This window comes from Streptomyces sp. NPDC019531 (assembly GCF_044903305.1).
Taxonomy (GTDB): domain Bacteria; phylum Actinomycetota; class Actinomycetes; order Streptomycetales; family Streptomycetaceae; genus Streptomyces.
This window is the reverse complement of record NZ_JBJDQL010000013.1, coordinates 85,775-109,922: the sequence shown is the minus strand read 5'-3', so window position 1 is coordinate 109,922 and position 24,148 is coordinate 85,775. Positions and strand designations below refer to the sequence as shown.

Here is a 24,148-nt window from a genome sequence, read left to right as displayed (position 1 = left end):
TGAGCTGCTGACGGGCCGGTGGTCATGCTCTGCTCCGGAAAAAGAGTGCGGTCGCTCCCATGCGCCCCCGTTGTGCGACCGCGACATTCAGGTCACCCCTTCGTAAGCGGGTACACGACGGCGTGTCACTTGGATGAGCCACAGGCGTGAGTGCCGCCCCGTCGAGCCATAGGGGGGCCGGATGCGGGAATCCGTCAGACAGCGCGCCGTACGGCGTCCGGAGGAGGAGGTCGGCCCGTGGATTCGACCACAGCACTGATCGTCATCGTCGCGGTGCTCGCGGCGCTGGCACTGGCGGTGGCCGTGGGACTGCTGGTACGGCTCGTGAGAACCCGGCGCGGTCTGCGGCGGGCGGGACTCCCCACCGGGCCCCGCTGGGTCTTCTGGGGCGCGCTGCTGTACTTCGTGCTGCCCACCGATCTGATCCCGGACCCGGTGTATCTCGACGACATCGGCGTCCTGCTGCTCGCGCTGCGCACCCTGCGCGGTTCCCCCGCCGACCGGGCCGCGCTGCGGCTCACCGAACGGGACCGTGAGGCGCCCGGCCCATGATTACGCAGCGTAAGGAAACCAATCACTCGTTCGATTCGTATAAGTCTCTGGAAGCCGAAGCAAGTCGGCTGACCTGACGGGGTCGTGGGGTGACGCCGTCGGCGAGAGGCAGTACCGGCGAGGGAGAGACGATGCAACCGTTCGCGCTCAACTACGCACGTCCGGCAGCGACGTTGGAGGCGACCACTCCGTACGTCTACGACTCCGGGCTGCAGTTGAACGTGCTCAGGGACGGCCGGGTAGCCGCCCGCGACCACGCCCTGATGAGGGAACTGGGGACCACCACCTCCACGGCGGGCTCCAAGACTCACTTCGACGACTGAACACAGGTCGCCGAAGATGACCATATTGATTCTGACCTGCGAAGAGGACGTGACGGCCGACATGGTCGTCGTGCACCTCGGCGCCACGGGGGTACCGGTGGTCCGGCTCGACCCGGCCGACCTGACCGACGGCGTCGCGCTGTCCGGCGAGTACGTGCACGGCACCTTCCGCGGCCATCTGTCGGCCGGCGGACGCCTGGTGGGCCTCTCCGGGCTGCGCTCGATCTGGGTCCGCCGCCCGGGCACCCCCGCGGCGCGGGCGGCCCAGCCCTCCGACTGGCTGACGGAGGAGTCCGCCCAGGCGCTGTACGGCATGCTCCGCGGCAGCGACGCACGCTGGATGAACCACCCCGACGCGGCCCGCCGGGCCCGTCACAAGCCCTGGCAGCTGCGGCTCGCCCAGCGCTGCGGGCTGCCCGTCCCGGCCACGATCGTGACGACGTTCCCGCAGGCCGCGCGCGAGTTCGCCGAGCGGTACCCCGACCTGGTGGTCAAGCCGGTCTCCGGCGCACATCCGCAGGACCCACCGCGGGCGGTGCCGACCAGCAGGGTCGCCCCGGACACCGACTTCGCGGCCGTCGCGTTCGGCCCGACCCTGTTGCAGCGCCGGGTCGCCAAACGGGCCGACGTACGTCTGACCGCCGTCGGGGAGACGCTGCTGGCCGCCCGGAAGGTCACCGGTGCCGACGACGACGAAGTGGACGTCCGTTTCGCCCCACCCACCTCGTCCTGGCACCCCACCGACGTCCCGCCACGGGTGGCCTCGGCCGTCCGCGACTATCTCCGGGCGGCCGAACTGGCCTACGGCGCCTTCGACTTCGCGGAGGACGGGGACGGGACCTGGTGGTTCCTGGAGTGCAACCAGTCGGGGCAGTTCGGCTTCGTGGAGGTGGAGACGGGCCAGCCGATCGCGCGCAGCATCGCCGAGTGGCTGGCCCGGCCCGGTCCGGACCACCGCTCCTCGGCCAACGGCGCGAACACAGCGGTGTCCTGACGCCAGGTCAGTACGACACGTCGGTTCAGTACGGCCGCGGGCCGGGCGGAAGGGCCGCGGGCGCCCATCCCTGACCCGGCTGCGCGGGGCGTTCGGGGACGGGCGGGGGCATGAGGGACTGCAGCGGCCGCATGACGTACTCCAGTTCCCTGCGTACGCGCTCGGCCTCCCTGCGGGCTACAGCGGGGACGTCGCCGCGCTCGGCGACGAGTCTGTCGTAGATGGGGGAATCCTGGAACACCCGTCAACGCGCCTTTCGTTTTCGCGGCCCACGCGCATGGGCACAGCTGCCGAGTCTAGGCGCCCGCACGCACCGACGTGCGAATTCCGGCGTCGGGCGTGACGGGCCAGGAGCCGTCAAGCCCCGGTGGTGGACCCCGGACGGATGATCATCAGGACGGTCACGGTCGCCCACAGCAGGTTGAAGATGCCGGTGAACATGGCCAGTTGGGCGGTGCTCCGGCGTTCTACGCTTCCCTGTCCGGTCAGTTCCTCAAGGAGTTCGCCCTGCCGGGGCAGGACGAAGGCGGCGAGGACTCCGGCGGCCGCGGCGGTCAGGGCCATGGACGTGGTCAGCCATGCGTCGCCCAGGACGCCCATGGCGGCCCCGGTGGCGATGCCGAGCACGGGCACTGCGATGCCGATGCCGGCGTAGACACGGCAGATGCGGTGCAGCAGCCGTACCGTGCCGACCCCGGCCTCGTCCTCATGGGCCCGACGGGCCGCCGGCGGGAACATGCTGGCCGCGACGGTCACCGGCCCCACGGCGACGATGGCGGCGAGGACATGCAGGGTCAGCAGGAACTTGGTCATGGGGTGGGGTGTCCTTCTCCGGTGCGGTCGGCGGTGCCCGCCCACCCTAGGAAGCCACCGGGTGAACACACAGGGGCGGAAACGACAGGTTCCAACGGGTTCCCGCCAACCCCGCGGACAGTGGAATTCCCGGTACTCCCGGGTGTCCGGCTGGGGCAGGAATCCGCCTATCGTGGCGGTCATGCACTCCGTGGCGATCCTGGTCCTCGACGATGTGGTGCCGTTCGACATGGCGGCGCCCATGCAGACGTTCGACTGGACGCGGCTGCCCGACGGCCGTCCCGCCTACCGGGTCCGGGTGTGCGCCGAGTCGCCGGAGGTGCGTGCGGACGGCGGCTTCACCCTGCGGATCGAGCAGGGCCTGGAGGTGCTCGCGGAGGCGGACACGATCATCGTGCCGGGCCGCTCCCCCGCCGCCGGACCGCCTTCCCCGCGCGTCCTGGCCGCGCTGCGGGAGGCAGCGGCGGCCGGTACCCGGATCGCGTCGGTGTGCGTGGGCGCGTTCGTCCTAGCCGAGGCCGGACTGTTGGACGGGCTGCGCGCCACCACCCACTGGGTGGCCGCGAACCAGCTCGCCCGGGACTTTCCCGCCGTCGAGGTCCAGCCGGACGTGCTGTACGTCGACAACGGCCAGATCCTGACCTCCGCCGGTGCGGCCGCCGCCCTCGACATGTGTCTGCACATGATCCGCCGGGACCTGGGATCGGCGGTCGCCGCGCACGCCGCCCGAATGTCGGTGATGCCCCTCGAACGGGAGGGCGGACAGGCTCAGTTCATCGTGTACGACCATCCGCCGGTGCCCCGGGGTTCGACGCTGGAGCCGCTCCTGGTGTGGATCGAGGACAACCTGGCCCACGAGATCACCCTCAGGGCGATGGCGGCTCGTTCGGGGATGAGCGAGCGCACCTTCAGCCGCCGTTTCCGCGAGCAGACGGGCAGCACGCCGCTGCAGTGGCTGCTGCGGGCGCGGGTGCGTCGCGCCCAGTACCTGCTGGAGAACACCGGCCACCCGGTCGAACGGGTCGCGCGGCAGGCGGGGTTCGGTTCCCCCACGGCGTTCCGGGAGCGCTTTCGCAAGGTGGTCGGCACCACACCACAGGCTTATCGCGCGGCCTTCCACGCGAAGGACGCCGTCCCGGCGGTGCGTTCCTGACCGTCCGCCGGGGCCGGCGTCGCGTCAACCGGCCAGTGGCAGGCCGCTCTCACCTTCCGGTTCCGTACGCCCCGCGGCCGGCAGCAGGGCGTCCGCCCTGGCAACCGCTTCACCGACGTCGGTGGTACCCATCATCACGCAGAGTGTGTAGCTGACGTCGTCCAGCTCACGAGCCGTCGCAGGCCTGTCCCTCTCCGACTGAGCGATCCGCAGCGACGCGTAGCGGGTCAGCAGCCCTCTGACGGCCTTCGGGTCCGGAACGAGCACGTAGCGCCCCTCTCTCGATTTTTCGCTGCCTATGCCCCAACTGCCCCGGCCCAATCCCATCGGCCGCCCCGGGACACGCAATTGGCGCAATACCGTGCGACCGGACCCGCTTCCCCAAGCGCCGCAAACCGTTGAACAAGGGGCATCCCTCGCACCATGAACGGTATACGCCCATGAACCGCTCCGCAGGTTTCCTCAGCGCCCTCTACCTCGCCACGAGCACCGGACTCGCCTGGACCGCGGTCATCGCGCTGCGCCACGGCCCGCCGTGGGCCGCGTGTCTGTTCGCCGCCGCGGCCCTGGTCCCGGTCATCGCCGTCGTGCGCGAGAGTGTGCTCGGCGAGCAGCGCCGCGCACTGGCCGAAATGCTCAGGCGGACGGTCGGTCCCGGAGGGTCCGGTGCGGGGGCCGCCGACGACATCGTCCGCGCCGAGCTCGACACGGCGTGCTGCGAACGCTGGTGGACGAGCTGCGGCACCGACCACGACTCGGCGTGCCCGCGCCGGGTGCCCAGGAGCAGCGCCGCGTGACGCCTCGGGCGGCGGTGGCGTGCCGCCTGGTCTTCGCGATGTCGCGGGCCGCCGCGGTGACCGTCCCGGCACGCGCGCCGGGTGGCCTGTGCCGTCCTGACGGTGAACACCCCGCCGGCCGCGGCCAGTCGGCGGCGGCCGGCGCGGAGCAGGTAGACGAGCGTGCGTATCGGGTGTTCGCCCCGGTGGCGATGGTCGAGCGGTTGCGCCGGCGGAGACGCCATCGTCGGTGGTCCTGCCCAGTTGCCGACACGAGGGGCAAGCGCTTGTTCCCCCCTCGTGTCGGCAAGGAGTACGCCAGGTACTCGTAGCGGTCTTCTACTCGCTCAGGGTGCGGGCGAGTTCCGAGGTCGCGTGGGCTATCTCAGAGTCGTCGTCGGCCATCAGCCGTCCGAGGGCGCCGCTCTTGGCGCGGACGGCCTGACGGGCCCGGCGCTCCCACACCACCGGGTTCTCACGGTGGTTGAGCAGCTTGGGGTAGACGGCCGCCGTGCTCTCCCACTGGCGGGCGTCCGCGATGCTCCTGAGCAGCTGGATGATCTCCGCCCGGCAGGTCACCTGGGGCAGTTGGGCGAGCTCCCAGAGGAACGGGACCGTGGCGGCGGTGGCCTGCTCGACGACGAAGCCGTACTGGCAGATGCGCTTGCGCAGGTCGCCGAGGGCGGCGCTGGCGGTGTCGGGGTCGCCCCAGGCCACGCTGTTGAGGAGCAGCGGGATGGCCGCCGCACAACCGGTGGAGTCCTGGATGTCGCCCCAGGGGACCCCGGCCAGCGCCATGAGGGGCGCGGTCCGCGCCACTCCGGTGGTGGGTACGGGGTGGCTGGTGCGCTCGTTGCTCGGCTGGTCCGGAGCGGTGCGCATGGCGTGAGGCCTTTCCGCGGCAGTCATGTCAGGGAGGGGAGGTGGTCGACAGCTTGGCCCAGACGGTCTTGCCGGCCGGGGGCCGCGAGGTCCAGCCCCACTCCTCCGCCAAGGCGTCGACGATGTACAGGCCACGGCCGTGCTCGCGCAGGGCGGAGACGTCCGGGGGCGTGTACGCGGGCGGGGCGTCACCGGGATCGGAGACGGTCACCATCAGATGGACGGGGTCCAGTGCCAGCCCCAGCCACACCTCTGCCGCACCGCCCGCAGCGGGCGGCACCGCATGGGCCACGGCGTTGGCCGCGAGCTCGGTGATCACGAGGGTGGCGTCGTCGCTGCGATGGCCGAGGGACCAGCAGCCTAGGGTCTCGCGGGTGAAGGTACGGGCGCGGGCGAATCCCTCACCGCTGCAGCTGACGAGCAGCGCGGCGGAGACGAGGGGGCGGGGTGTCGACGGCCGCTGCGGTGCGCCGGCCGAACTCGGGCGCCGCACGGTCTTGTCTGCAGTGTCCACACCACCCGCCTCCGGCACAGCCTGGCTCGGCGGCCGGAGCAGGTGGTTCGCAGGTGATGACACGGCATCTCCCTGATGCGACGTCAAGGCGGGGCGCAACCAAATGGGTTGACGCCGGAGCAGCTATTATCCACGCTGAAGGCGCCCGCGTGCAATTGCACGAGAAATTGCGCGAACGACGAGTGGGGCCACAGAGGTTGCGATGGTGCGCCCGGGGGCCGTCGGGGACTGCCGGACACAGCGCCCGGCGCAGAACGTGAACAGCAAGGAGACTGCGGTGCCACCAGTGCAGAACGGAGTGCGGGCGAGTTCGCTCGACGCCCGTTGGGTCAAGAGCCGTCACAGCAACGCCGAGGGCAACTGCGTCGAAGTGGCCTCACTGGTCGACGGCGGTGTCGCGCTGCGCAACTCCCGTGATCCCGACGGTCCCGCGCTGGTCTACACACCGGCCGAGGTCGCGGCGTTCGTCGCCGGCGCGAAGGACGGAGAGTTCGACCACTTCCTGTGAGGCTCCTGGGGCCTGGGACGCTGGGGCCTGGGGTGCGGCCGGCCCAACCCCGTGTCACAACCGGCATCTACTCAACGATGCGGTACGGCCACGCTGCGTGCGATAGTGTGAGTTGTCTCTGTGCCGGTTTACTGGGAGTCAGGATGTCTGCCGCGTCCCATCGCATCTCCCGCCTGGAACCGTATCTGGACCGGTCCGAACCGGCTCCCACGCTGCTGAAGATGCTGGTCGGCGTCCAGTTGGCGGGGTTCCGCGAGGATGCCGGACTCGCCCAGGACCAGGCGGCGCGGGCCCTCGGGTTCAGCCCGGCGAAGCTCTCCCGCATCGAGTCGGGCAAGGGCCGCAGGCCCCCGACGGAGAACGACGTCCGCGCCCTGCTGAAGCTCTACGGCACCGAGGACTACGAGTCGTCGGTCCTGCTCAAACTGCTCCAGCGGGCCGGCGAGCCGGGCTGGTGGCAGCGGTACGACAAGCGGCTGATGCCCGAGTGGTTCGACCGGCTGGTCGGACTCCAGGAGGCGGCCGCGGCCATCCGTACCTTCGAGATCCAGTACGTCCCAGGCCTGCTGCAGACCCCGGACTACACACGCGCGGTGGTCGAACGCGGCCTGCCGACCGCTGCCGCGAGCGAGGTCGGGCGCCGCGTCGAACTGCGCACCCGGCGCGCGGAGCTGCTGCTGCGTGCGGACGCCCCGCAGCTGTGGGCGGTGATCGACGAGTCGGTGCTGCTGCGTGTGCTGGGCAGCCGGGAGGTCATGCGGGCGCAGCTCGCCCACCTCGTCGAGATGGCCCAACGCCCCAACGTGACCGTGCAGGTCGTACCGTTGGACGTGACGAACGCCTCCGCACCGGCCATCCCGATCACGTACCTGCGCTTCGGCGGCCTCGATCTGCCGGACGTCGTCTACCTGGAACACATCAAGAGCGCCAACTTCCTGGAGGACCGGGACGAGACCGAGGAATACCGCCTCGCTCTGGACCGGCTGGCGGACGACGCGCTCGAACCCCGGGACTCGCTGCGGCTGTTGCGCGAGACGATGACGCAGCGCTACGGCGGCTGAACACTCTCGTCGGTCGTCGCGCCCGAACAGACCTGTCCAGAGGAAGGGTTCGCCGAAGCAGGGGGACGCGGGCGGCTCGTCGCGCATGCGCCGCAGTGGGAGCTCCGCGTCCGGGAGGTCCGATCCCATGGCTCCGTCGGCGAAACAGGCGATGCCGATGCGGCCGCCGGGCGCGCCGGAGTCGTAGATCAGGTCGTAGGTGCTGCGGAGTTCGGTGTCCGTCGGGGCGAAGGCCTCGCCGCACCGGAAACGGACGGTTGCGCCCGCCTCCTGCGCTCGCGCCCGGGCCCAAGCGATGGCCCCGGGTGACAGACAGGTCGACGGCGTCGACTCGAAGCCGCGGGAGGCGAGGTGCACCGCGTTGCGGCCCGGACCGCAGCCGAGGTCGAGGGCACGGCCCCCGGCGACGAGTCCGCGGTCGAGGTAGGACACCAGGTTCTCGTCCGGCTTCGCCGCGAAGCAGGAGTCTGGTTGGGAGGGGTCCACACGGAAGCCGTCCTGCCCCGCCACGGGGCATTACTCGGCGTCGCGACCGTGCATTTCTCACCGATCGCCGTTCCGGGGGTCCTCGGCGCTGCGTGTACGCCCCGGCACGGGACCGTCGCGGCCGTGCCAGGGCGTTCGTGTCTCTGTCAGGCGAGTCGGGCCACGCCGCCGAACTCGATCCACTCGTGGGTGAGCTGGCGGGGAGCGACCTCGGAGTCGGGGCGCCAGGTGGAGACCTCGACGAGGCCCGGTTCGAGGATTTCGAGGCCCTCGAACCACTCGGCGACGTCCTTCTCCTGACGGACCCGGCCCCAGTGGCCCTGGGTCGCCTGGTCCATGAAGTCGGTGACGAAGGCACGGACTTCGGGGTCCTCGCTGACCAGCTGGCACATCACCATGAAGCTGCCCGGCGCGAGCCTCTCGCGCACCCGGCGGGCCAGGGCGGCCGGCCCGTCCGTCTCACTGTCGGGGATGCAGTGCATGACCGAGTTGAAGAGGACGGCGACGGGCTGTGAGAAGTCGATCAGCCGCTGGGTGTCCTCGTGCGCGAAGATCGCCTCGGTCTCCCGCATGTCCGCGTGGATGACGGTGGTGCGCTCGTCCTGCTCCAGCAGCGCGCGGCCGTGGACGAGGACCATCGGGTCGTTGTCGACGTAGACCACGCGCGAGGTGGGGTCGATCGCCTGGGCGACCTGGTGGACGTTGTCCTGGGTGGGCAGGCCTGAGCCGTGGTCCAGGAACTGCCGGATGCCGTGCTCCGCCGTGAGGGTCCTGACGACCCGCTGGAGGAATCGCCGGTTGTTCACGGCGAGTCGGCGGGTGCTGGGGACGACCTTGTCGAGTTCCTCGCAGGCGGCCCGGTCGGCCGCGTAGTTGTCCTTGCCGCCCAGATAGTGGTCGTACATGCGCGCGGCCGTGGGTACGGAGGCGTCGATCGACGTGGACAACTTCTTACCGGTGCTCATCTTTCCCCCAGCTATTGCCGCCAACTGGCCTGGCAGGACGCGGAGTCCATCCTAGAGACACCACGATCGCCGGTGCCAGTCCGCGCGGGGTCCCGGGCCACGGACGAGCGATGTGGCCGAGACGGCGGAGGGCACCGGCGAGGGCTCGATCGGGGTGGCCCTACGCGGCGTCGAGCTCCGTGAGTTCGTCCGCGCCGAGCACGAGGCCGGTGGCGGCGAGCGAGTCGCGGATGGTCTCCGGGCGGCTGGCGCCCGGAATCGGTACGACCACCGGCGACTTGGCGAGCATCCAGGCCAGGCAGACACGCTGCGGGCTCACCCCGTACTTCTCGGCGATCCGCGCGAACGGGGCGTGTGCCGAGCCCAGTTCACCCGCGCGGGAGATACCGCCGAGGGGGCTCCAGGGCAGGAAGGCGATGTCCAGTTCGTCGCACAGGCGCAGTTCTGGCTCGCTGGAGCGGAAAGCAGGGGAGAACTGGTTCTGCACGGAGACCAGTCGGCCGCCGAGGATGTCGTTGGCGAGCCTGATCTGCTCAGGGTCGGCGTTGGATATGCCCGCCCTGAGGATCTTGCCCTCGTCGAGAAGGTCCCGTACGGCCCCGACGGACTCCTCGTAGGGGATGCGGGGGTCGGGGCGGTGGAACTGGTAGAGCCCGATGGCCTCCACGCCGAGCCGGCTCAGGGACGCCTCGCAGGCCGCTTTCAGATGCCGGGCACTGCCGTCGAGCGTCCAGCTGCCGTCCCCGGGGCGGAGGTGGCCGCCCTTCGTGGCGACCAGGACGTCGCCGCCCCGCTCGTGGGAGGCGAGAGCCTTGGCGATCAGGGTCTCGTTGTGACCGACCTCGTCGGCGTCCCGGTGGTAGGCGTCGGCGGTGTCGATCAGGGTCACCCCCGCGTCGAGCGCGGCGTGCACGGTGGCGATGGAGCGTTCCTCGTCCGGCCGTCCCTCGATGGACATGGGCATCGCGCCCAGGCCGATCGAGCTGACTTCGACATCACCGATGCGGCGGGTGTGCATGGCCTTGGACCTCTTTCGGCTGTCTGGCGGCGGAGCCTGGCTCGTACCAGGGTGGCTGCCTCCCGCTCCGAAGGTCCAATAGAAGAACGAGAACGGATTCAGTGCTGGGACAGCTGAATCGCGGTCGGTGTCGCTCGTGGGCGTCCGAGGTGCGGAGACGGTTTGCGAGGCGGCCGTGCGCGTGTGACACCCTCACCTCGACCGGTCGGTGATCCGAAACCGGTCCTAGTGAGGTTCGGCAGTGATGGCGAGAGAGGCGGCGGTATGCGTATCGGACTGCTCGGCACCGGCCCCTGGGCGAGGATGGCCCACGCCCCCGCGCTCAGCGCGCATCCGGAGCTGGACTTCGCCGGGGTGTGGGGCCGGCGTACGGAAGCGGCCAAGGCGTTGGCCGACGAGCACGGCACGCGTGCGTACGACGACGTCGACGCGCTGTTCGCCGACGTGGACGCCGTCGCCGTCGCGCTGCCACCGTCCGTGCAGGCCGGTCTCGCGGCACGGGCCGCACGGGCGGGGTGCCATCTGCTGCTGGACAAGCCTCTTGCCACCACGATCGAGGAGGGCCGGGCGGTCGTCGAGGCCGTGCGGGAGTCCGGGGTCGCCTCGGTGGTGTTCTTCACCTCGCGCTTCCTGGCGGAGACCGAGGCGTGGATCGGTGAACAGGCGGGTGCGGAGGGCTGGTTCACCGGGCGGGCCGAGTGGCTCGGGTCGGTCTTCACCGGCGAGAGCCCGTTCGCCGACTCGCCGTGGCGGCGTGAGAAGGGCGCCCTGTGGGACGTCGGTCCGCACGCCCTGTCGGTGCTGCTGCCGGTGCTGGGCGAGGTCCGTGACGTGGCCGCGGCCGCGCACGGTCCCGGGGACACCGTCCATCTGGTCCTGAGGCACACCGGTGGCGCGTCGAGCACGGTGACGCTGAGTCTCACGGCGCCGACGGCGGCCGCGGGAGTCGGCGTCGAACTGCGGGGCACGGGCGGAGTCGCGCTGCTGCCGGAGTCGTCCGAGGGCGTGGCCCCCGCCATGCTCCGGGCCGCCGACGCGCTGCTCGACGCCGCCCGCACCGGGCGGGCACACCCGTGCGACGCGGCGTTCGGTCTGCGGGTCACGGAGATCCTCACGGCGGCGGAGGCCCTGCTGGACGGCGGGAGCGAGGGGGCCATGGCGTAGGCGGGGGCTCACGCTGCCGGGAGGTCTTTGTCGAACGGCTCGTCGCTCCAGCGGAACCAGGCCCAGTCGCCGTCGATGTGCAGCAGGAACTCGGGCACCGGGCCGTGCGGCGCGATCAGCGACACGCGTCGCCGGATCTCGTCGTGGGCCGCCTCCCATTCCTCCTGTCTCGCCTCGTCGTCCAGTTCCATCAGGGCGAGTTCACGCGCGAACAGGTCTCGCACGCCGCCGAACGCGGTTCCGGGCGTGAAGCGGCCCGACAGCCAAGGGAAGTCGGCGTCGTCGATCACGATGTCCCCGACCGGTTCGCCACCGCCGCGTACCTGCCAGACTTGCCCCTCGAACCCCATCCCGCCTCCCCCACTCGCCGAAACATCGACCTGCCGTCCAGCATGGCACCCGGCACTGACAACCGGACGGCGCCCTGGGTCAGCCGGTGCGCTGCGGCCCGTAGTTCAGACGTTCCCGTACGACGGGATAGCCCGCCTTGGCGAAGTTCGCGGCCATCGGGAAGTTCCCCTGGTCCGTCGCCCCGGAGACGAACTCGGCGCCCCGCTCGACCAGGTAGTGGGTGCACTCGGCCAGAAGGTCGTAGGCGTAACCGTGCCCCCGATGCTCCGGTACGACGCCGATGAACCCGACACACGGACCCGACGGATTGTGCGCCGGAATGTGGATCCCGGCCACGTCTCCTTCCGGCGTCCGGGCGATCTGCCACCACTCGCGGGGCGAGGGGCACCAGTGGAAGAAGTCGAGTTCCTCCTGGGCTGCCTGGTCGAGTCCGCCCTCCCCGACGGCTTTGAGAGCGTGCGCGTCGAGGGTGGCGGCGTGGATGCGGCGCAGCAGGTCGAAGAAGACCGCGTCGTCCGGTTCGGGCCGGAACTCCAGGCGGCCGGGCCGCTCGGGCAGCCCGCGTTCCGGTGTCCAGCGGTACAGGAACCGCTCGACGAGGAGCTCGTATCCGGCCTTTCGTACGGCGGTGAAGCGGGCCTCTGCGGCGGCGCGCAGCTCCCTGTTCTCTCGCCAGCCGGCGGGGAGGTTCATCTCCAGTTCGACCTGCCAGGGCGCGGTGCGCAGGAGCTCGGCTCCGGCCTCCTCCTCCCCTTCGGCCACGTCGAACCAGTTGATGTTCAGGGGCTCGGTGTCGTCGGGGCCGCCCCACCAGGCGCCACGGGCCACGACCTCGCCGTCGCGGAGGGCGACGCGCTTCCAGTCGGGGCGGTGGCGGGTGAGCCGGTGGGACTCGCGGGCGCCGAGAGGGTCGGGAAGGCCGTCGAAAAGGTGGGCGTCACGTTCGTCGAGCGCGCGGATGACCAGGGCGGTCATGGGTGGATTCCTCCGGGGTGCGTACTGCGCGGAGCGCTCCCGGTCGGTCAGACAGAGCACGCCGGGGCAACGGCAGGGGAGCGCTGGATGGTGGTGCACTGCACGGCACTCGCCTCCTTCCGTCGGTTCCGGGGCGTGGCGGCCGACGGTACGGGATCTTCCGGGGCCGCGTCCATCGGTTTTCGCCCCACGCGCGTGTGCCCACCGGTTAAAGGGCCCTTAAGGCCGCATTAAACGCTGTCCGCTCTGCACGCCGCAGCCTCGCCCGTCCGTAGCATCGGGCCTCGTCCACAACGTGAGAGCGCTCTCAACAGACCCGAGGAGACCCCCCACATGACACCTCGTCACCAGCGCGATCTCGGCCGCCGCAAAGTCCTCTTCGGCCTCGGTGGTGCCCTGGTGGCCGCGCCCGCCGTGGCCGCACTCTCCCCCCACGCCTTCGCGGACACCAACCGCACGGCGGCGGCCGGAGCGCTGCCGCTGACCGTCGTCAACAACACCGGTGCCTTCGACAACGCGAACGTCCACGTCTACATCGTGGGCAACCTGGACGGCAGGCAGGTACGGGTCACGCCGGACGGCACGCTCGCTCCGGTCGCCCTGTCGGACAACGGCGCCGACGGCTACACCGACTACGCGATCGGCCTGTCCGGCAGCGGCGAGACCAGCCTCAGCCTCCCCTATCTGTCCGGCCGGATCTACGTGTCGCTGGGCGCGAAGCTGAAGTTCAAGGTCGTCACGGACGGCAACGGCAGTCCCGCCCTGCAGTACCCGGCAGGCTGGGTCACCTCGGACCCCAACTACCCGGTGCTGCACGACTGCGCCGAGTTCACCCACAACACGGCCGGCATGTTCTGCAACACGACCATGGTCGACATGTTCAGCGTGCCGCTGAGCATCCGGCTGACCGGGGCGAAGGACCAGACGACGGGCACCGTGCGTGCCTCCGGGCGGGCCGATGCCTTCGCCGCCCTGCGCCAGGTCCAGGAGTTCGCGCCGCTGGTCGTGGACGACAGGCGAGTGATCGCACCTGGTCACGGTCTGGACGCCGGCCTGTTCCCGGCGGACTACTTCGCGCCGTACATCGACGAGGTGTGGAGCACCTACACCGGCAAGGACCTGACAGTCACCACGAACGCGGGCACTTTCACCGGCCGGGTGCGCGGCGGGCAGCTCGTGTTCGACGGGCCCGCACAGGTCTCCTTCGCCCGGCCGTCGACCCGGGACGTGCTCTTCTGCGACGGCGCCCTCGCCGCTCCCAACGACGGTACGACGGGACCGGTCGCCGCGGTGCTCGGTGCCGGGTTCAACCGGTCGACGCTGGTGAGCACCTCCGCCCAGCCGACCACCGACCCCGCGTCCTTCTACCGGACCGCGCTCACCAACCACTACGCCAAGGCCATGCACGCGGCCACCGAGGACGGCAAGGCGTACGGCTTCGCCTTCGACGACGTGGCCGACTACGCCTCCTACGTCCAGGACACGGCGCCGACGGGCATCCGGCTGACGCTCACACCGTTCTAGCGGAAGCCGGAACCGTTCGGCGTGCGGGGCCGGGCGGGTCGTAGCAGCGTAGTGGTGTGAGCGGAGCGCGCGACCGGGACCGGCGGACCTGGCTGCGCGGCGCCCCGCCGCCGGGCTGGGTGCGGGTGCTGCCCGCCGCCCTGCTGGCGGGGGTGTGCGTGGCGACCCTCGTGAGCCCCGACCCGCTCGACATCGGGTTCGTGCTCGGCGCCATCCCGCCGCTGGCCGTGCTGTCGTACGGACCGGTGGCGACAGCGGGGCTCGGCGTGTCCGTGCTGGTCGTGCTGAACGTTCCGGCGTTCCGGCTGAACAACCCCGGCAGCACGGATGTGCTGACCGTCGGCTTCGTCGCGGCGCTCAGCGTGATCGTGTCGTTCGTACGGAGCCGGCGTGACGCCCAGCTGGTGACCGAGCGCGCGGTCGCCGAGGCCGCGCAGCGTGCCGTGGTGCCGCTGCTGCCGGAGCGGGTGGGACCGGTGCGGTGCGCGGGCCTGTACCGGGCGGCGCAGCGGGGGACGCTGGTCGGCGGGGACTTCTTCGACGTACGGGAGGGACCGTGCGGGGTGCGGGCGGTGATGGGCGATGTGCAGGGGCACGGGCTGTCGGCCGTCTCGACCGTCGCCTCGCTGCTGGGGGCCTTCCGGGAGGCGGTGCTTGACCAGCCGGATCCCGAGTCGGTGGCCGCGCGGCTCGACCGCAGGTTGGTGGTGGACTCCGCGGCCGTACGGCTCTCGGAGCTGTTCGCGACGGGGCTGGTGCTGGAGTTCGGACCCGACGCGGGGTCGGTGCGGATCGTGGCGTGCGGCCAGGCAGGACCAGTCCTGTTGCGCGACGGGCGGGCCGTGGAGCTGGACGTCCCGGTCGGCACGCCGCTCGGTCTGGGGCTCGCGGACGCGTCGCCGCCGGCCGGGGTCACGGTCCCGCTGCACCCCGGCGACCTGCTCTTCCTGGCCTCGGACGGGGTCTGGGAGGCGCGGGACGCCGCCGGTGCCTTCTACCCGCTGCTCGAACGCATCACGGAGTTCGCGGACGGTCTCCCGGACCTCGCCGAGCGGGTGTGGGCCGACCTCGTGCGGTACGCCCCGGCGCTCCAGGACGACGTCACGATGCTCGTTCTCGCGCCGTGGGCCCCGGAGCCCCGCTGACCGCCGCGTCGCCGTCCGTCTCGTGCTCCCCCTCGGCGTCGATGTGCGGGAGGATCCGGTCGAGCCACCGGGGTGTCCACCAGGCGTGCCGCCCCAGCAGGGTCATGACGGCCGGGACCATCAGCAGCCGTACGACGGTCGCGTCGATCAGCACGCTCACGGCGAGGCCCAGTCCGAGCATCTTGACCACGATGTTGTCGCTCACGATGAACGCGGCGAAGACGCTCACCATGATCAGTGCCGCGCAGGTGATCACCCGCGCGGTGATCTCCAGCGCGTGGGCGACGGAGGCCTTGGCGTCCCCGGTGCGCAGCCAGGCCTCGTGCACCCGGGAGAGCAGGAAGATCTCGTAGTCCATGCTCAGTCCGAAGATGATCGCGAACATCATCATCGGCACATAGCTCTCGATGGGCACCTTGCCGGAGACACCGAGCGCGGGACCGCCCCAGCCCCACTGGAAGACGGCGACGACGACGCCGTACGAGGCGGCGATGGACAGGACGTTGAGCACGGCCGCCTTGACGGCGACGAGCAGTCCGCGGAAGACGGCGAGGATGATGAGGAAGGCGAGCGCGACCACGACCCCGATGATCAGGGCCAGCCGGCTGGAGACGATGTCCCGGAAGTCGACCTGGGCGGCTGTCGTGCCGGTGACGTATCCCTTGGCGTCGGTGCCGGAGACCGCGGTGGGCAGGGTGGTGTCGACCAGGCGGTTGGTGAGGTCCGTGGTGGTGGCGCTCTGCGGGGACTGCTTCGAGTAGACGGTGGCGAGCAGGACGTCCCCGTCGCTGGTGGGGGTCAATTGGGTGACCGCGGCCGCGTCGGGCACGCCGTCGAGGGTCTTCTGCGCCTGGGTGTTGAGGTCGGAGCGCTGGGAGGACGGTACGGAGGTCTGGTCGATGACGACGGTGAGGGGGCCGTTGGAGCCGGGGCCGAAGGCGTCGGTCATCAGGTCGTAGGCCCGCCGGTCGGTGAAGGAGGTCGGGTCCGCGCCGTCGCCGATGTGGCCGAGCTGGATGGAGAAGACCGGGATCGCGAGGATCACGACGGTCGTGACGCCCGCGGCCAGGTAGCGCCACGGTCGCCGCTCGACCCGCTGGGCGTAGCGGTGCCACGTCCCCTGCGGCGATTCGCCCTCGGCGGCGTCGGTCTCGGCGACCGGGCGGCGCACCCGGTAACGGTCGATGCGGGTGCCGATCAGGCCCAGCAGGGCGGGGACCAGGGTCAGGGCGCCGAGGACGGCGGAGACGACCGTGACGGCGGCGGCGAGACCGAGTTTCCCGATGAAGGACACCCCGGAGGCGGACAGTCCGGCCAAGGCGATGATCACCGTGCAGCCGGAGACCAGTACGGCGCGTCCGCTGGTGGCGGTGGCCCCGCCCGCCGCGTGCACCGGGTCCTTTCCGTCCATGAGGCTCTGCCGGTGCCGGGTGATCTGGAAGAGCGCGTAGTCGATTCCGACGCCGAGCCCGATCATCGTGGCCAGGGTCGGCGAGACGGTCGCGAAGGTGAACGCGGCGGCGAGCAGACCGAGGCAGGCGAGCCCTCCGATCACACTGATCAAGGCGGTCACCAGAGGGATTCCGGCGGCGATCACACTGCCGAAGCCGATGAGCAGGACAACGATCGCGACGGCGAATCCGATCAACTCGCTCACCCGGTCGTCGGCGGCGGGCCGGGCCAGTTCGCCGAGCGGTCCTCCGTACTCGACGTCGGCGCCGGCCGCCCGCAGCGGCTGTACGGCCTTGTCGACCCCGGGGAGGTAGCCGTCGCCCAGGGTCGACGGCTGGACGTCGAAGCGGACCGTGATGTACGCCGTCTTGCCGTCCGAGGAAAGCGGCCCGACCTTCGAGGCGGGCACGGAGAGCGGGTTCTGCGCCGCCAGGACGTGCGGAAGCTTCTGCAGGTCGCCGACGGTCGTGGACATCTGCGAGTCCAGCGACGAGAGCGACTTGTCGCCGTCGTGCAGCACGATCTGACTGCTGTAGCCACCGGCCGCGGGGTCGTGCTGTTTCAGGACGTCCAGGCCCTTCTGCGACTGCACTCCGGGCAGCGAGAAGTTGTCGGAGTAGTCTCCGCCGAAGGACCGGTTCAGGGTCTGCAGGGCGACCAGGGCCACGAGCCAGGCCACCAGGACGATCACGAAGTGCCGGGCACACCACTCGCCCAGCCTGCGCAGGACGCCCTTCGGGCTGATCCGGGTGGTGGTCATGGCCTCGTCTCTCTGTCGGCCCCCGAAAGATCGTTGTCCCCATTACACGCCTGACCGGTCACCGGGGCATCCGGAAGCACCGGTGACGCAGGGACCGCTCAAGCGCTTCCGGATGCAGGGTCGGCCCGGGCGTTGAATGGTGATATCGGACCCGTTGACAGCACCGGGACCGCACAGCGATCCGGATCCGAGGAGCAGAGATCATGCCGACGTCACAGCCCGACGCGTCCGGGCCGTCCGAGGACCGCGCCACCCCGGACGACCTGCTCCACGCCCGTACCGGCACCGAGGTGTCGCCGGAGGACGTCGTCCTTGCCTCGGGCAAGGACATCACCCCACGCAGTCTCGAATGGGCCCGGCGCAAGCTGGAGGCGGAGGGCCCGGCAGCGCTCGACAAGCTGCTGCCGTAGCCACGACCGGCCGCGTCGGCTCCAGGGCGGCCATGGCGTCGTGGAGCCGGACACGGCCGCGCCTCAGGCTCCTGGCTCGGCGGGCCCCTCCTCCAGGCACAGCACCTCGACCCGCTGCACGAGGTTGACGGCGAAGCCGCCCCGGTTCCAGGGCTGTTCCAGAGGCTGGGTCCGGCCCTCGGCGTCGGTGGCCCGCGCGCTGAGCACGTACTTCCCCGGTTCCGCGGTCCAGGGGAGACTCCAACGCCGCCATGCCCACCGGTGACCGCTGTCCGGTTCGAGTTCCGCCGTGTGCCAGGAGTGCCCCGCGTCGGTGCTCACCTCGGCCCGGGTCACTGGCGCCCGTCCCGACCAGGCGCGCCCCTCCAGCGTCACCGTGCCGGGCCGCACCACGCGGGTGCGGGACATGAAGTCCGGGAATCCGGGCGGGACCAGCAGGGCGCGCGGTGCGATACGGGTGACCGGCTCCCCCACGTCCTCGGCGTGCTGCCTGAGCCGGTAGGCGACGGTCTGCTGGAACCCGGTGAACGGCGTGTCGGTGACGGTGATGTCGCGCAGCCACTTCACCTGGGCCATGCCGTACCAGCCGGGCACGACGAGCCGGACCGGCCGACCGTGCTGCGGGGGCAGTGGGGCGCCGTTCATCTCGTAGGCCACCAGCACTTCGGGCTCGGTCCCGGTGGCCACGTCGAGGGGCAGGGACCGCTGGTAGTCCTGTTCGACACCGCGTTCCACTCCGTGGTCGGCGCCGGTGCACACCACGTCGACGGCGTCGGCCTCGACACCGGCCTCCGAGAGCAGCAGCCTGAGCGGTACGCCCGTCCACTCGGCGGTGCCGACGGCCTCGACCAGCCAGGGCTGGCTGACCGGGCGGGGCGTGAGGAGGGCCCGGCCGTTGCCCGCGCACTCCAGCGTGACCCGGGTGGTGACCCGCGGCAGGGCCCGCAGGTCGTCCGGGGTCAGGGTGAGGAGGCGCTGGACCCGGCCTCCGACGGTGAGTTGCCAGGGGGTGTCCTCGGGGACGTACGGGATGTCGTAGTGCGTGAGGACGTAGTGCAGGCCCGGCGGGGTGAGGTCGTGGCGCATCGCTTCGAGCGGCAGGCCGTGGTTGCGGGTGGCGAGCGCCAGTTCGTCCCGGCCGATGCCCTCGTCGGGGGCGGCGAGCCGGGCCGGGGTGCTCGCGTCGGCGAGTCGGTGGCCCATGGCCGTATTGTCCCGCGGTCCGCCGCGGCTGTCGCGGTCTGCGGCACATCCCCGGCAGTCTCCCGGCAACTCCCTCGTAACCTGCGCCGATTCGGAGTTGGACCGGTTTACTGCTCACCCTTTCGCAAGAGGCCCCGCGGCTGACAGACTTCCGAGGGTGCCCGACTTCGACATGCTTGTCATCGGATCCGGTCCGGGTGGCCAGAAGGCCGCCATCGCAGCGGCCAAGCTGGGCCGCCGGGTCGCCGTCGTCGACCGCCCCGACATGGTCGGCGGGGTCTCCATCCACACCGGGACCATTCCCTCCAAGACCCTGCGCGAGGCGGTGCTGTACCTGACCGGCCTCACCCAGCGGGATCTGTACGGACAGAGCTACCGGCTGAAGGAGGACATCACCGTCGCCGATCTGACCGCGCGCACCCAGCACGTGGTCGGCCGAGAGGTCGACGTGATCCGCAGTCAGCTCTCCCGCAACCACATCTCCCTCTACGGCGGCACCGGCCGCTTCGTCGACCCCCACACGATCGCCCTGCGCGAGGTCACAGGCCAGGAACGGCTGCTCAGCGCCGAGCACATCGTGATCGCCACCGGGACCCGGCCCGCCCGCCCCGACAGTGTCGAGTTCGACGGTCAGACGATCATGGACTCGGACAACGTCCTTGATCTGCAACAGGTTCCGCGCTCCATGGTCATCGTGGGCGCGGGTGTCATCGGCATGGAGTACGCGTCGATGTTCGCCGCGCTCGGCAGCAAGATCACCGTGGTCGAGAAGCGGGCCGGGATGCTCGACATGTGCGATGTCGAGGTGATCGAGTCGCTCAAGTACCACCTGCGGGATCTCGCGGTGACCTTCCGGTTCGGGGAGACCGTGGCCGCGGTGGAGCGCCATCCGCGGGGCACGCTGACCCTTCTGGAGAGCGGGAAGAAGATCCCGGCCGACGCGGTGATGTACTCGGCGGGCCGGCAGGGGCTCACCGACGACCTCGACCTCGACAAGGCGGGCCTGTCGGCGGATCCGCGCGGGCGGATCACGGTGGACGAGCACTACCGCACCGAGGTGCCGCACATCTACGCCGTCGGCGACGTGATCGGCTTCCCGGCGCTGGCTGCGACCTCGATGGAGCAGGGCCGGTCGGCGGCGTACCACGCCTGCGGGGAGCCGGTCGGACAGATGCACAACCTCCAGCCGATCGGCATCTACACCATCCCGGAGATCAGCTTCGTGGGGCGGACGGAGGACCAACTCACCGAGGACTGCGTGCCGTTCGAGGTCGGTATCTCCCGCTACCGGGAACTGGCCCGCGGCCAGATCATCGGCGACTCGCACGGCATGCTGAAGCTGTTGGTCTCCTCCGAGGACCGCACCCTGCTGGGCGTGCACTGTTTCGGCTCCGGTGCCACCGAACTGATCCACATCGGGCAGTCGGTGATGGGCTGCGGCGGCACGGTCGACTATCTGGTCAACGCGGTGTTCAACTACCCGACGCTCGCCGAGTCCTACAAGGTCGCGGCCCTGGACGCCACGAACAAGCTCCGCCAGATCGACCGGATCGGGGACTGAGTTCAGGGCTCCTCGGGGTCCTCGACCACGTGCACGGCGGCCTCCTCCGCGCCGGCCGCGCCCGCGTCGATGCCCACGTCGGTGGCGATCTCCTCCTTCGTGGTGGTGGAGTGGGCGCCTTCGTCAGGGGCGACGAGGCGTCCGGCGCGATCGGTGCCGGCCTGGGGGTCCACGGGCTCGCCTTCGCCGCCGGGCAGGTCGCCCACCTCGTCCCCTACGGGTGCGGCCTCCTCGGGGACCTCCTGGGCCAGGCGTTCGTCGAGGGTCTCTCCGTCGTGCTGTTCGGCGGCGGTGGTGCCGTGCCGGGTGACGCCGAGCGGCTTCTCCGGTGGCGAATAGCCCTCGTCGAGGGTGTCGTCGTAGGTCCGTTCGTCGAGGGCGTCCTGGAGGTCGAGCGGAGCCGCGTCCTCCTGCTCCTCGTTGGTGCCGGTGGGCTGGTAGGCGTCGTCGGCCATCGGTTCGCCGGTCATGGGCTGACTCCTTCGCGCAGGGTTGATCCGCGGTCCTGATCCGCGTTTCCCCGTACGCGCTCCCCAACCTCAAAAGGCCGCAGGAGCAAAGCGATCGACGGCTCGGAACGTTACCCCCCAGTTAATCTTGAAGGCTCAAGATATGGGGCTATCATCACTCGCACACACGGAGTGACCGTCCGCCGACGCAGCGACCGTACGGTCCTCCACACCCCTCTTTCTCTCCACCACCCTGGCCGAGGCCATCCCTCTGAGGCCCTGGGCGGAGCCACTCCCCACACTTTCCTTGCGCCGTACGGGCGTCCCCGTCCGTTCGTCGTGCCCTACCGAAAGCAGCGCAACCATGAGCAACAGCAGGGGCAGAGGGCTGCAGGCCAATGCCCTCGGTACGTTCGACACCGTGGTGATGGCCGTCGCGGGCAGCGCGCCTGCGTACTCGATCGCCGCCACCACCGCGGTGCTGGTCGGTGCGGTGGGCCTGGCCAGTCCGGCGGCTCTGCTGTACTGCGCGATACCCATGCTGGGCATCGCCCTCGCGTTCAGCTATCTCGGCCGGATCGACGTGAACGCGGGCGCCAGTTACTCCTGGGTGGGGCGAACGCTCCACCCCTTTCTCGGTTTCATCAGCGGCTGGGCGCTGGTGATCTCGGCGACCATCTTCATGGTGGCCGGTTCGCTGCCCGCAGGTTCGATGACGCTGGCCCTGTTCGACCAGGACCTCGCGGACAACACCGCGCTGTCGACCGTCGTGGGGGCGGCCTGGTTCGTGCTGATGCTGCTGGTGGTGCTCGGCGGCGCCCGGCTCACCGTGCGCGCCCAGCTCGTGATGTCCGGTGTGGAGCTGGCGATCCTGGCCCTGTTCGCGGTGCTCGCCCTCTTCCACACGGGCAACGCGCGCTCCTTCGAGTGGTCCTGGCTGGGCTTCGGCCACTTCGACGGCATGGCCGGGTTCGCCTCGGGCGCGCTGATCGCCGCCTTCTACTACTGGGGCTGGGACGTCACCAGCAACCTGAGCGAGGAGACCCGCAACAGCCGCCGTACGACAGGGCTCGCGGGGCTCATCGGGGTCGGCATCGTCTTCCTGCTGTTCGAGGTGTTCACCATCGCGGTGAACGTCATCCTCACCTCGAAGCAGATCGAGGAGAACGACGCGAACGTGCTGGCCGTGCTCGGTGAGGAGATCTGGCCGGGCTGGGGCGGCAAGCTGCTGATCGTGGCGGTGATGCTGTCGACCATCGCCACCCTGGAGACCACGCTGATCCAGGTCACGCGGTCACTGTTCGCGATGGGCCGGGACCGTACGATGCCGAGCGCCCTGGGCCGGGTGCACCGCCGGTGGAACACGCCGTGGGTGGCTATCGTGGTGGTCGGCACGGTGGCGCTGATGATGTTCATCGCCTCCAACTCGCTGGGCTCGGTGGGCGACATCCTCTCCGACGCGATCTCGGCGATCGGTCTGCAGATCGCCGTCTACTACGGGCTGGCCGGGCTCGCGGTGGTCGTCGCCTATCGCAAGATGCTGCTGAAGTCCCCTGCCGACTTCATCCTCGGCGGTCTGTGGCCGCTGCTGGGCGCCCTGTTCATGTTCTGGATCTTCTTCGAGTCGCTGGGCGAGCTGAGCACCGCCGCGATCTCGATCGGAGTGGGCGGACTGGCCGTGGGGCTGGTCCCGATGCTCTGGTACTGGAGGCGGGGCAGCGACTACTACCGGCCCGCGCGGCTCGACGCGAGCCGTACTGTCGAGACCGACTACATCCCCGACGGCCCGGCGGCAGGGCCCTCCCTCGTCCACGAGGGTCTCCCCACCGACTTCTGAGGGGTTGTGCGATGGCGAGAGACCGTTTCGCCCCCGAGTTCGACCCCGACTTCGGGGACATCCCCCTCACCACCGCCCGCCAGGACATCGTCATCGGACGCTGGCAGGGACTGCGTGAGCTGCTGCGGGCCACCGGGCCCGACTGGCTCGCGCGCGGCCACCGGGTGCGAGTGCTGGGCCAGGCGTGCGCGAGCAGCTCGACGGTGGAGTCATGGCTGGCCGCCGAGCCGCACAGCGCCGACGCCCTGGTGCTGCGGGCCGCCACGGAGACGGCCCGGGCGTTCAACCTGGCCATCGCCGCTGGGCGGGGAGTGCCGATCGAGCGGCGGCGCGTCGACGCAGCCGTGATGGCCTGTCTCCAGGCCGCCGAGGCGTTCGTGGACGACCCGACGCCGTGGACCTCCCTCATCTCGGTGGCGCGGCTGTACCCGTCCGGGGTACGGCGGCAGGAACTGGGGCGCTGGTGGGACGAGTTGCACGCGCGGGATCCGTACAGCGTCGAGGGCCACCTCCAGGTACTGCACTACTACTCGTCCCGCTGGCACGGCTCGCACGGTCTGATGTACGACTTCGCCCGCGACGCGGCCGGGGTGGCGCCGCCGGGGTGCGCGCTGCCGGTGCTGGTGCAGTACGCGCGCGTGGAGGAGTACCGGTCCGCGGTGGACGCGGCCGAAGGTGACCGGTCGGCGTCCGCGGCGCTCGGGCAGCACTGGCGGCACGACGGGGCCGTCAGCGACGTCCGGCGCACCTGGCAGCGCTGGATCACGGGCCGCGCCGAAAGCGCGATCCTCCCCGGTGAGCTCCGCGACCTCAACTACCTCACCCACGCGGCCTGCCACGCGGGTCTCGCGGAGATCGCCGTCCCGCTGCTCCAGATGCTCGGCCGCCGCGGTACCCGTGTCCCGTGGTCGTACAGCGGCGACCCGGAGCAGCAATTCACCAAGTGGCGCAAGGAGTTCAAGGTGCGGGCCTGAGCGCCGGCAAGGGTGCACGCCGGCCTGTGGGCGAAGCCGTGGAACCGGTCGGAGACCTCCGCCGGCCGTGCCGCCCGCCCTGACCCGCTCCTGCCGCGTCACGGAGCCACGGACGCGGTACCGGCCGGCCCTCTGTCGGGGGCGGCGGGGAGGAGGGGCGGAGCGGGGCAGGGACGGCCGTGTTCGGGCGGAGGATCCTTCTTCGGGAGGTACGGCCGCGATCAGCAGCTTTGTTCCCATCCACCGGTACCTGCAAGGAACGTGCGGTAAAAGCCCGTGGCAGGTCTTTCCCACGGCC

General features: G+C 70.8%; 26 protein-coding genes and 1 pseudogene. 14 read left to right on the top strand and 13 right to left on the bottom strand.

What is annotated here, in order from left to right; translation table 11 throughout:
• The first annotated feature begins 237 nt into the window (after window positions 1–237).
• The 3 genes from ACI2L1_RS18180 (at window position 238) to tgmB (ending at window position 1,869) form a co-directional block, all read left to right on the top strand.
• Window positions 238–552 carry a YkvA family protein gene (locus ACI2L1_RS18180; protein ID WP_404740317.1) on the top strand — a complete coding sequence of 105 codons (315 nt, stop codon included), beginning with the start codon at window positions 238–240 and terminating at the stop codon, window positions 550–552.
• Between the two features lie 131 nt (window positions 553–683).
• The gene (tgmA, locus tag ACI2L1_RS18175; protein ID WP_352385061.1) at window positions 684–875 is read left to right on the top strand and encodes a putative ATP-grasp-modified RiPP; all 192 of its coding nucleotides are present in this window, start codon (window positions 684–686) and stop codon (window positions 873–875) included.
• Between the two features lie 16 nt (window positions 876–891).
• Window positions 892–1,869 (top strand): ATP-grasp ribosomal peptide maturase, encoded by a 978-nt coding sequence (gene tgmB, locus ACI2L1_RS18170; RefSeq protein ID WP_404740316.1) that lies wholly within the window; start codon window positions 892–894, stop codon window positions 1,867–1,869.
• Window positions 1,870–1,894: 25 nt separating this feature from the next.
• On the opposite strand, the gene ACI2L1_RS18165 is transcribed toward tgmB, so the two are convergent.
• Together ACI2L1_RS18165 and ACI2L1_RS18160 are read right to left on the bottom strand one after the other, a co-directional pair.
• A complete protein-coding gene (locus tag ACI2L1_RS18165) occupies window positions 1,895–2,110 on the bottom strand; it encodes a hypothetical protein (RefSeq protein WP_404740315.1) in 216 nt (71 codons plus the stop codon).
• A 116-nt stretch (window positions 2,111–2,226) separates the two neighbouring features.
• Window positions 2,227–2,682, bottom strand: coding sequence for a hypothetical protein (locus tag ACI2L1_RS18160; RefSeq protein ID WP_404740314.1), 456 nt, complete (start codon window positions 2,680–2,682; stop codon window positions 2,227–2,229).
• A 181-nt stretch (window positions 2,683–2,863) separates the two neighbouring features.
• On the opposite strand from ACI2L1_RS18160, the gene ACI2L1_RS18155 reads away from it, so the two are divergent.
• The gene (locus ACI2L1_RS18155) at window positions 2,864–3,835 is read left to right on the top strand and encodes a GlxA family transcriptional regulator (RefSeq protein ID WP_404740313.1); all 972 of its coding nucleotides are present in this window, start codon (window positions 2,864–2,866) and stop codon (window positions 3,833–3,835) included.
• 24 nt (window positions 3,836–3,859) lie between these two features.
• Here the strand turns inward: ACI2L1_RS18155 and ACI2L1_RS18150 are convergent, their stop codons facing one another.
• Window positions 3,860–4,102, bottom strand: a complete 243-nt coding sequence (locus tag ACI2L1_RS18150; RefSeq protein ID WP_404740312.1) for a DUF5133 domain-containing protein — start codon at window positions 4,100–4,102, stop codon at window positions 3,860–3,862.
• Window positions 4,103–4,275: 173 nt separating this feature from the next.
• Here ACI2L1_RS18150 and ACI2L1_RS18145 point away from each other — a divergent pair, with 173 nt between their 5' ends.
• Window positions 4,276–4,632 carry a hypothetical protein gene (locus ACI2L1_RS18145; protein ID WP_404740311.1) on the top strand — a complete coding sequence of 119 codons (357 nt, stop codon included), beginning with the start codon at window positions 4,276–4,278 and terminating at the stop codon, window positions 4,630–4,632.
• 318 nt (window positions 4,633–4,950) lie between these two features.
• Here the strand turns inward: ACI2L1_RS18145 and ACI2L1_RS18140 are convergent, their stop codons facing one another.
• Both ACI2L1_RS18140 and ACI2L1_RS18135 read right to left on the bottom strand, forming a co-directional pair.
• Window positions 4,951–5,493 carry a hypothetical protein gene (locus tag ACI2L1_RS18140; protein ID WP_404740310.1) on the bottom strand — a complete coding sequence of 181 codons (543 nt, stop codon included), beginning with the start codon at window positions 5,491–5,493 and terminating at the stop codon, window positions 4,951–4,953.
• 28 nt (window positions 5,494–5,521) lie between these two features.
• Window positions 5,522–6,049: an ATP-binding protein gene (locus ACI2L1_RS18135; protein WP_404740382.1), complete on the bottom strand. Its 528-nt coding sequence runs from the start codon at window positions 6,047–6,049 to the stop codon at window positions 5,522–5,524.
• A 235-nt stretch (window positions 6,050–6,284) separates the two neighbouring features.
• Here ACI2L1_RS18135 and ACI2L1_RS18130 point away from each other — a divergent pair, with 235 nt between their 5' ends.
• The gene (locus ACI2L1_RS18130; RefSeq protein WP_404740309.1) at window positions 6,285–6,515 is read left to right on the top strand and encodes a DUF397 domain-containing protein; all 231 of its coding nucleotides are present in this window, start codon (window positions 6,285–6,287) and stop codon (window positions 6,513–6,515) included.
• 143 nt (window positions 6,516–6,658) lie between these two features.
• Entirely contained in the window at window positions 6,659–7,576 is a 918-nt protein-coding gene (locus ACI2L1_RS18125) for a helix-turn-helix domain-containing protein (RefSeq protein ID WP_404740308.1), read from the top strand.
• A gap of 9 nt (window positions 7,577–7,585) precedes the next feature.
• On the opposite strand, the pseudogene ACI2L1_RS18120 reads toward ACI2L1_RS18125, so the two are convergent.
• The 3 genes and pseudogenes from ACI2L1_RS18120 to ACI2L1_RS18110 form a co-directional block, all read right to left on the bottom strand.
• Window positions 7,586–8,074: pseudogene (locus tag ACI2L1_RS18120) on the bottom strand (class I SAM-dependent methyltransferase); the annotation flags it as partial.
• 134 nt (window positions 8,075–8,208) lie between these two features.
• On the bottom strand, window positions 8,209–9,027 hold the full coding sequence (locus ACI2L1_RS18115) for an SAM-dependent methyltransferase (RefSeq protein WP_404740307.1): 819 nt from the start codon (window positions 9,025–9,027) through the stop codon (window positions 8,209–8,211).
• A gap of 160 nt (window positions 9,028–9,187) precedes the next feature.
• A complete protein-coding gene (locus ACI2L1_RS18110; protein WP_404740306.1) occupies window positions 9,188–10,045 on the bottom strand; it encodes an aldo/keto reductase in 858 nt (285 codons plus the stop codon).
• Between the two features lie 264 nt (window positions 10,046–10,309).
• On the opposite strand from ACI2L1_RS18110, the gene ACI2L1_RS18105 reads away from it, so the two are divergent.
• The gene (locus ACI2L1_RS18105) at window positions 10,310–11,209 is read left to right on the top strand and encodes a Gfo/Idh/MocA family protein (RefSeq protein WP_404740305.1); all 900 of its coding nucleotides are present in this window, start codon (window positions 10,310–10,312) and stop codon (window positions 11,207–11,209) included.
• Between the two features lie 8 nt (window positions 11,210–11,217).
• Here the strand turns inward: ACI2L1_RS18105 and ACI2L1_RS18100 are convergent, their stop codons facing one another.
• Both ACI2L1_RS18100 and ACI2L1_RS18095 read right to left on the bottom strand, forming a co-directional pair.
• Window positions 11,218–11,559, bottom strand: coding sequence for a hypothetical protein (locus ACI2L1_RS18100; protein WP_404740304.1), 342 nt, complete (start codon window positions 11,557–11,559; stop codon window positions 11,218–11,220).
• Window positions 11,560–11,638: 79 nt separating this feature from the next.
• Entirely contained in the window at window positions 11,639–12,535 is an 897-nt protein-coding gene (locus ACI2L1_RS18095) for a GNAT family N-acetyltransferase (RefSeq protein WP_404740303.1), read from the bottom strand.
• Window positions 12,536–12,868: 333 nt separating this feature from the next.
• Here ACI2L1_RS18095 and ACI2L1_RS18090 point away from each other — a divergent pair, with 333 nt between their 5' ends.
• Together ACI2L1_RS18090 and ACI2L1_RS18085 are read left to right on the top strand one after the other, a co-directional pair.
• Entirely contained in the window at window positions 12,869–14,059 is a 1,191-nt protein-coding gene (locus tag ACI2L1_RS18090; protein ID WP_404740302.1) for a glycoside hydrolase family 64 protein, read from the top strand.
• 56 nt (window positions 14,060–14,115) lie between these two features.
• A complete protein-coding gene (locus ACI2L1_RS18085; RefSeq protein WP_404740301.1) occupies window positions 14,116–15,204 on the top strand; it encodes a PP2C family protein-serine/threonine phosphatase in 1,089 nt (362 codons plus the stop codon).
• Here the strand turns inward: ACI2L1_RS18085 and ACI2L1_RS18080 are convergent.
• Window positions 15,161–17,416, bottom strand: coding sequence for an MMPL family transporter (locus ACI2L1_RS18080; RefSeq protein ID WP_404740300.1), 2,256 nt, complete (start codon window positions 17,414–17,416; stop codon window positions 15,161–15,163). The two genes, ACI2L1_RS18085 and ACI2L1_RS18080, sit on opposite strands and share 44 nt — an antisense overlap.
• Before the next feature lie 203 nt (window positions 17,417–17,619).
• Here ACI2L1_RS18080 and ACI2L1_RS18075 point away from each other — a divergent pair, with 203 nt between their 5' ends.
• Window positions 17,620–17,826, top strand: a complete 207-nt coding sequence (locus ACI2L1_RS18075) for a hypothetical protein (RefSeq protein WP_404740299.1) — start codon at window positions 17,620–17,622, stop codon at window positions 17,824–17,826.
• 63 nt (window positions 17,827–17,889) lie between these two features.
• On the opposite strand, the gene ACI2L1_RS18070 is transcribed toward ACI2L1_RS18075, so the two are convergent.
• Window positions 17,890–19,029 (bottom strand): sulfite oxidase, encoded by a 1,140-nt coding sequence (locus ACI2L1_RS18070; protein ID WP_404740298.1) that lies wholly within the window; start codon window positions 19,027–19,029, stop codon window positions 17,890–17,892.
• 157 nt (window positions 19,030–19,186) lie between these two features.
• On the opposite strand from ACI2L1_RS18070, the gene sthA reads away from it, so the two are divergent.
• Window positions 19,187–20,590, top strand: a complete 1,404-nt coding sequence (sthA, locus tag ACI2L1_RS18065) for a Si-specific NAD(P)(+) transhydrogenase (protein WP_404740297.1) — start codon at window positions 19,187–19,189, stop codon at window positions 20,588–20,590.
• Between the two features lie 2 nt (window positions 20,591–20,592).
• On the opposite strand, the gene ACI2L1_RS18060 is transcribed toward sthA, so the two are convergent.
• Complete coding sequence (locus tag ACI2L1_RS18060) at window positions 20,593–21,060, bottom strand: DUF5709 domain-containing protein (protein WP_404740296.1); 468 nt, start codon at window positions 21,058–21,060, stop codon at window positions 20,593–20,595.
• Window positions 21,061–21,403: 343 nt separating this feature from the next.
• Here ACI2L1_RS18060 and ACI2L1_RS18055 point away from each other — a divergent pair, with 343 nt between their 5' ends.
• Together ACI2L1_RS18055 and ACI2L1_RS18050 are read left to right on the top strand one after the other, a co-directional pair.
• Entirely contained in the window at window positions 21,404–22,876 is a 1,473-nt protein-coding gene (locus ACI2L1_RS18055) for an APC family permease (RefSeq protein ID WP_404740295.1), read from the top strand.
• A gap of 11 nt (window positions 22,877–22,887) precedes the next feature.
• Complete coding sequence (locus ACI2L1_RS18050; protein ID WP_404740294.1) at window positions 22,888–23,850, top strand: hypothetical protein; 963 nt, start codon at window positions 22,888–22,890, stop codon at window positions 23,848–23,850.
• Window positions 23,851–24,148 lie beyond the last annotated feature (298 nt).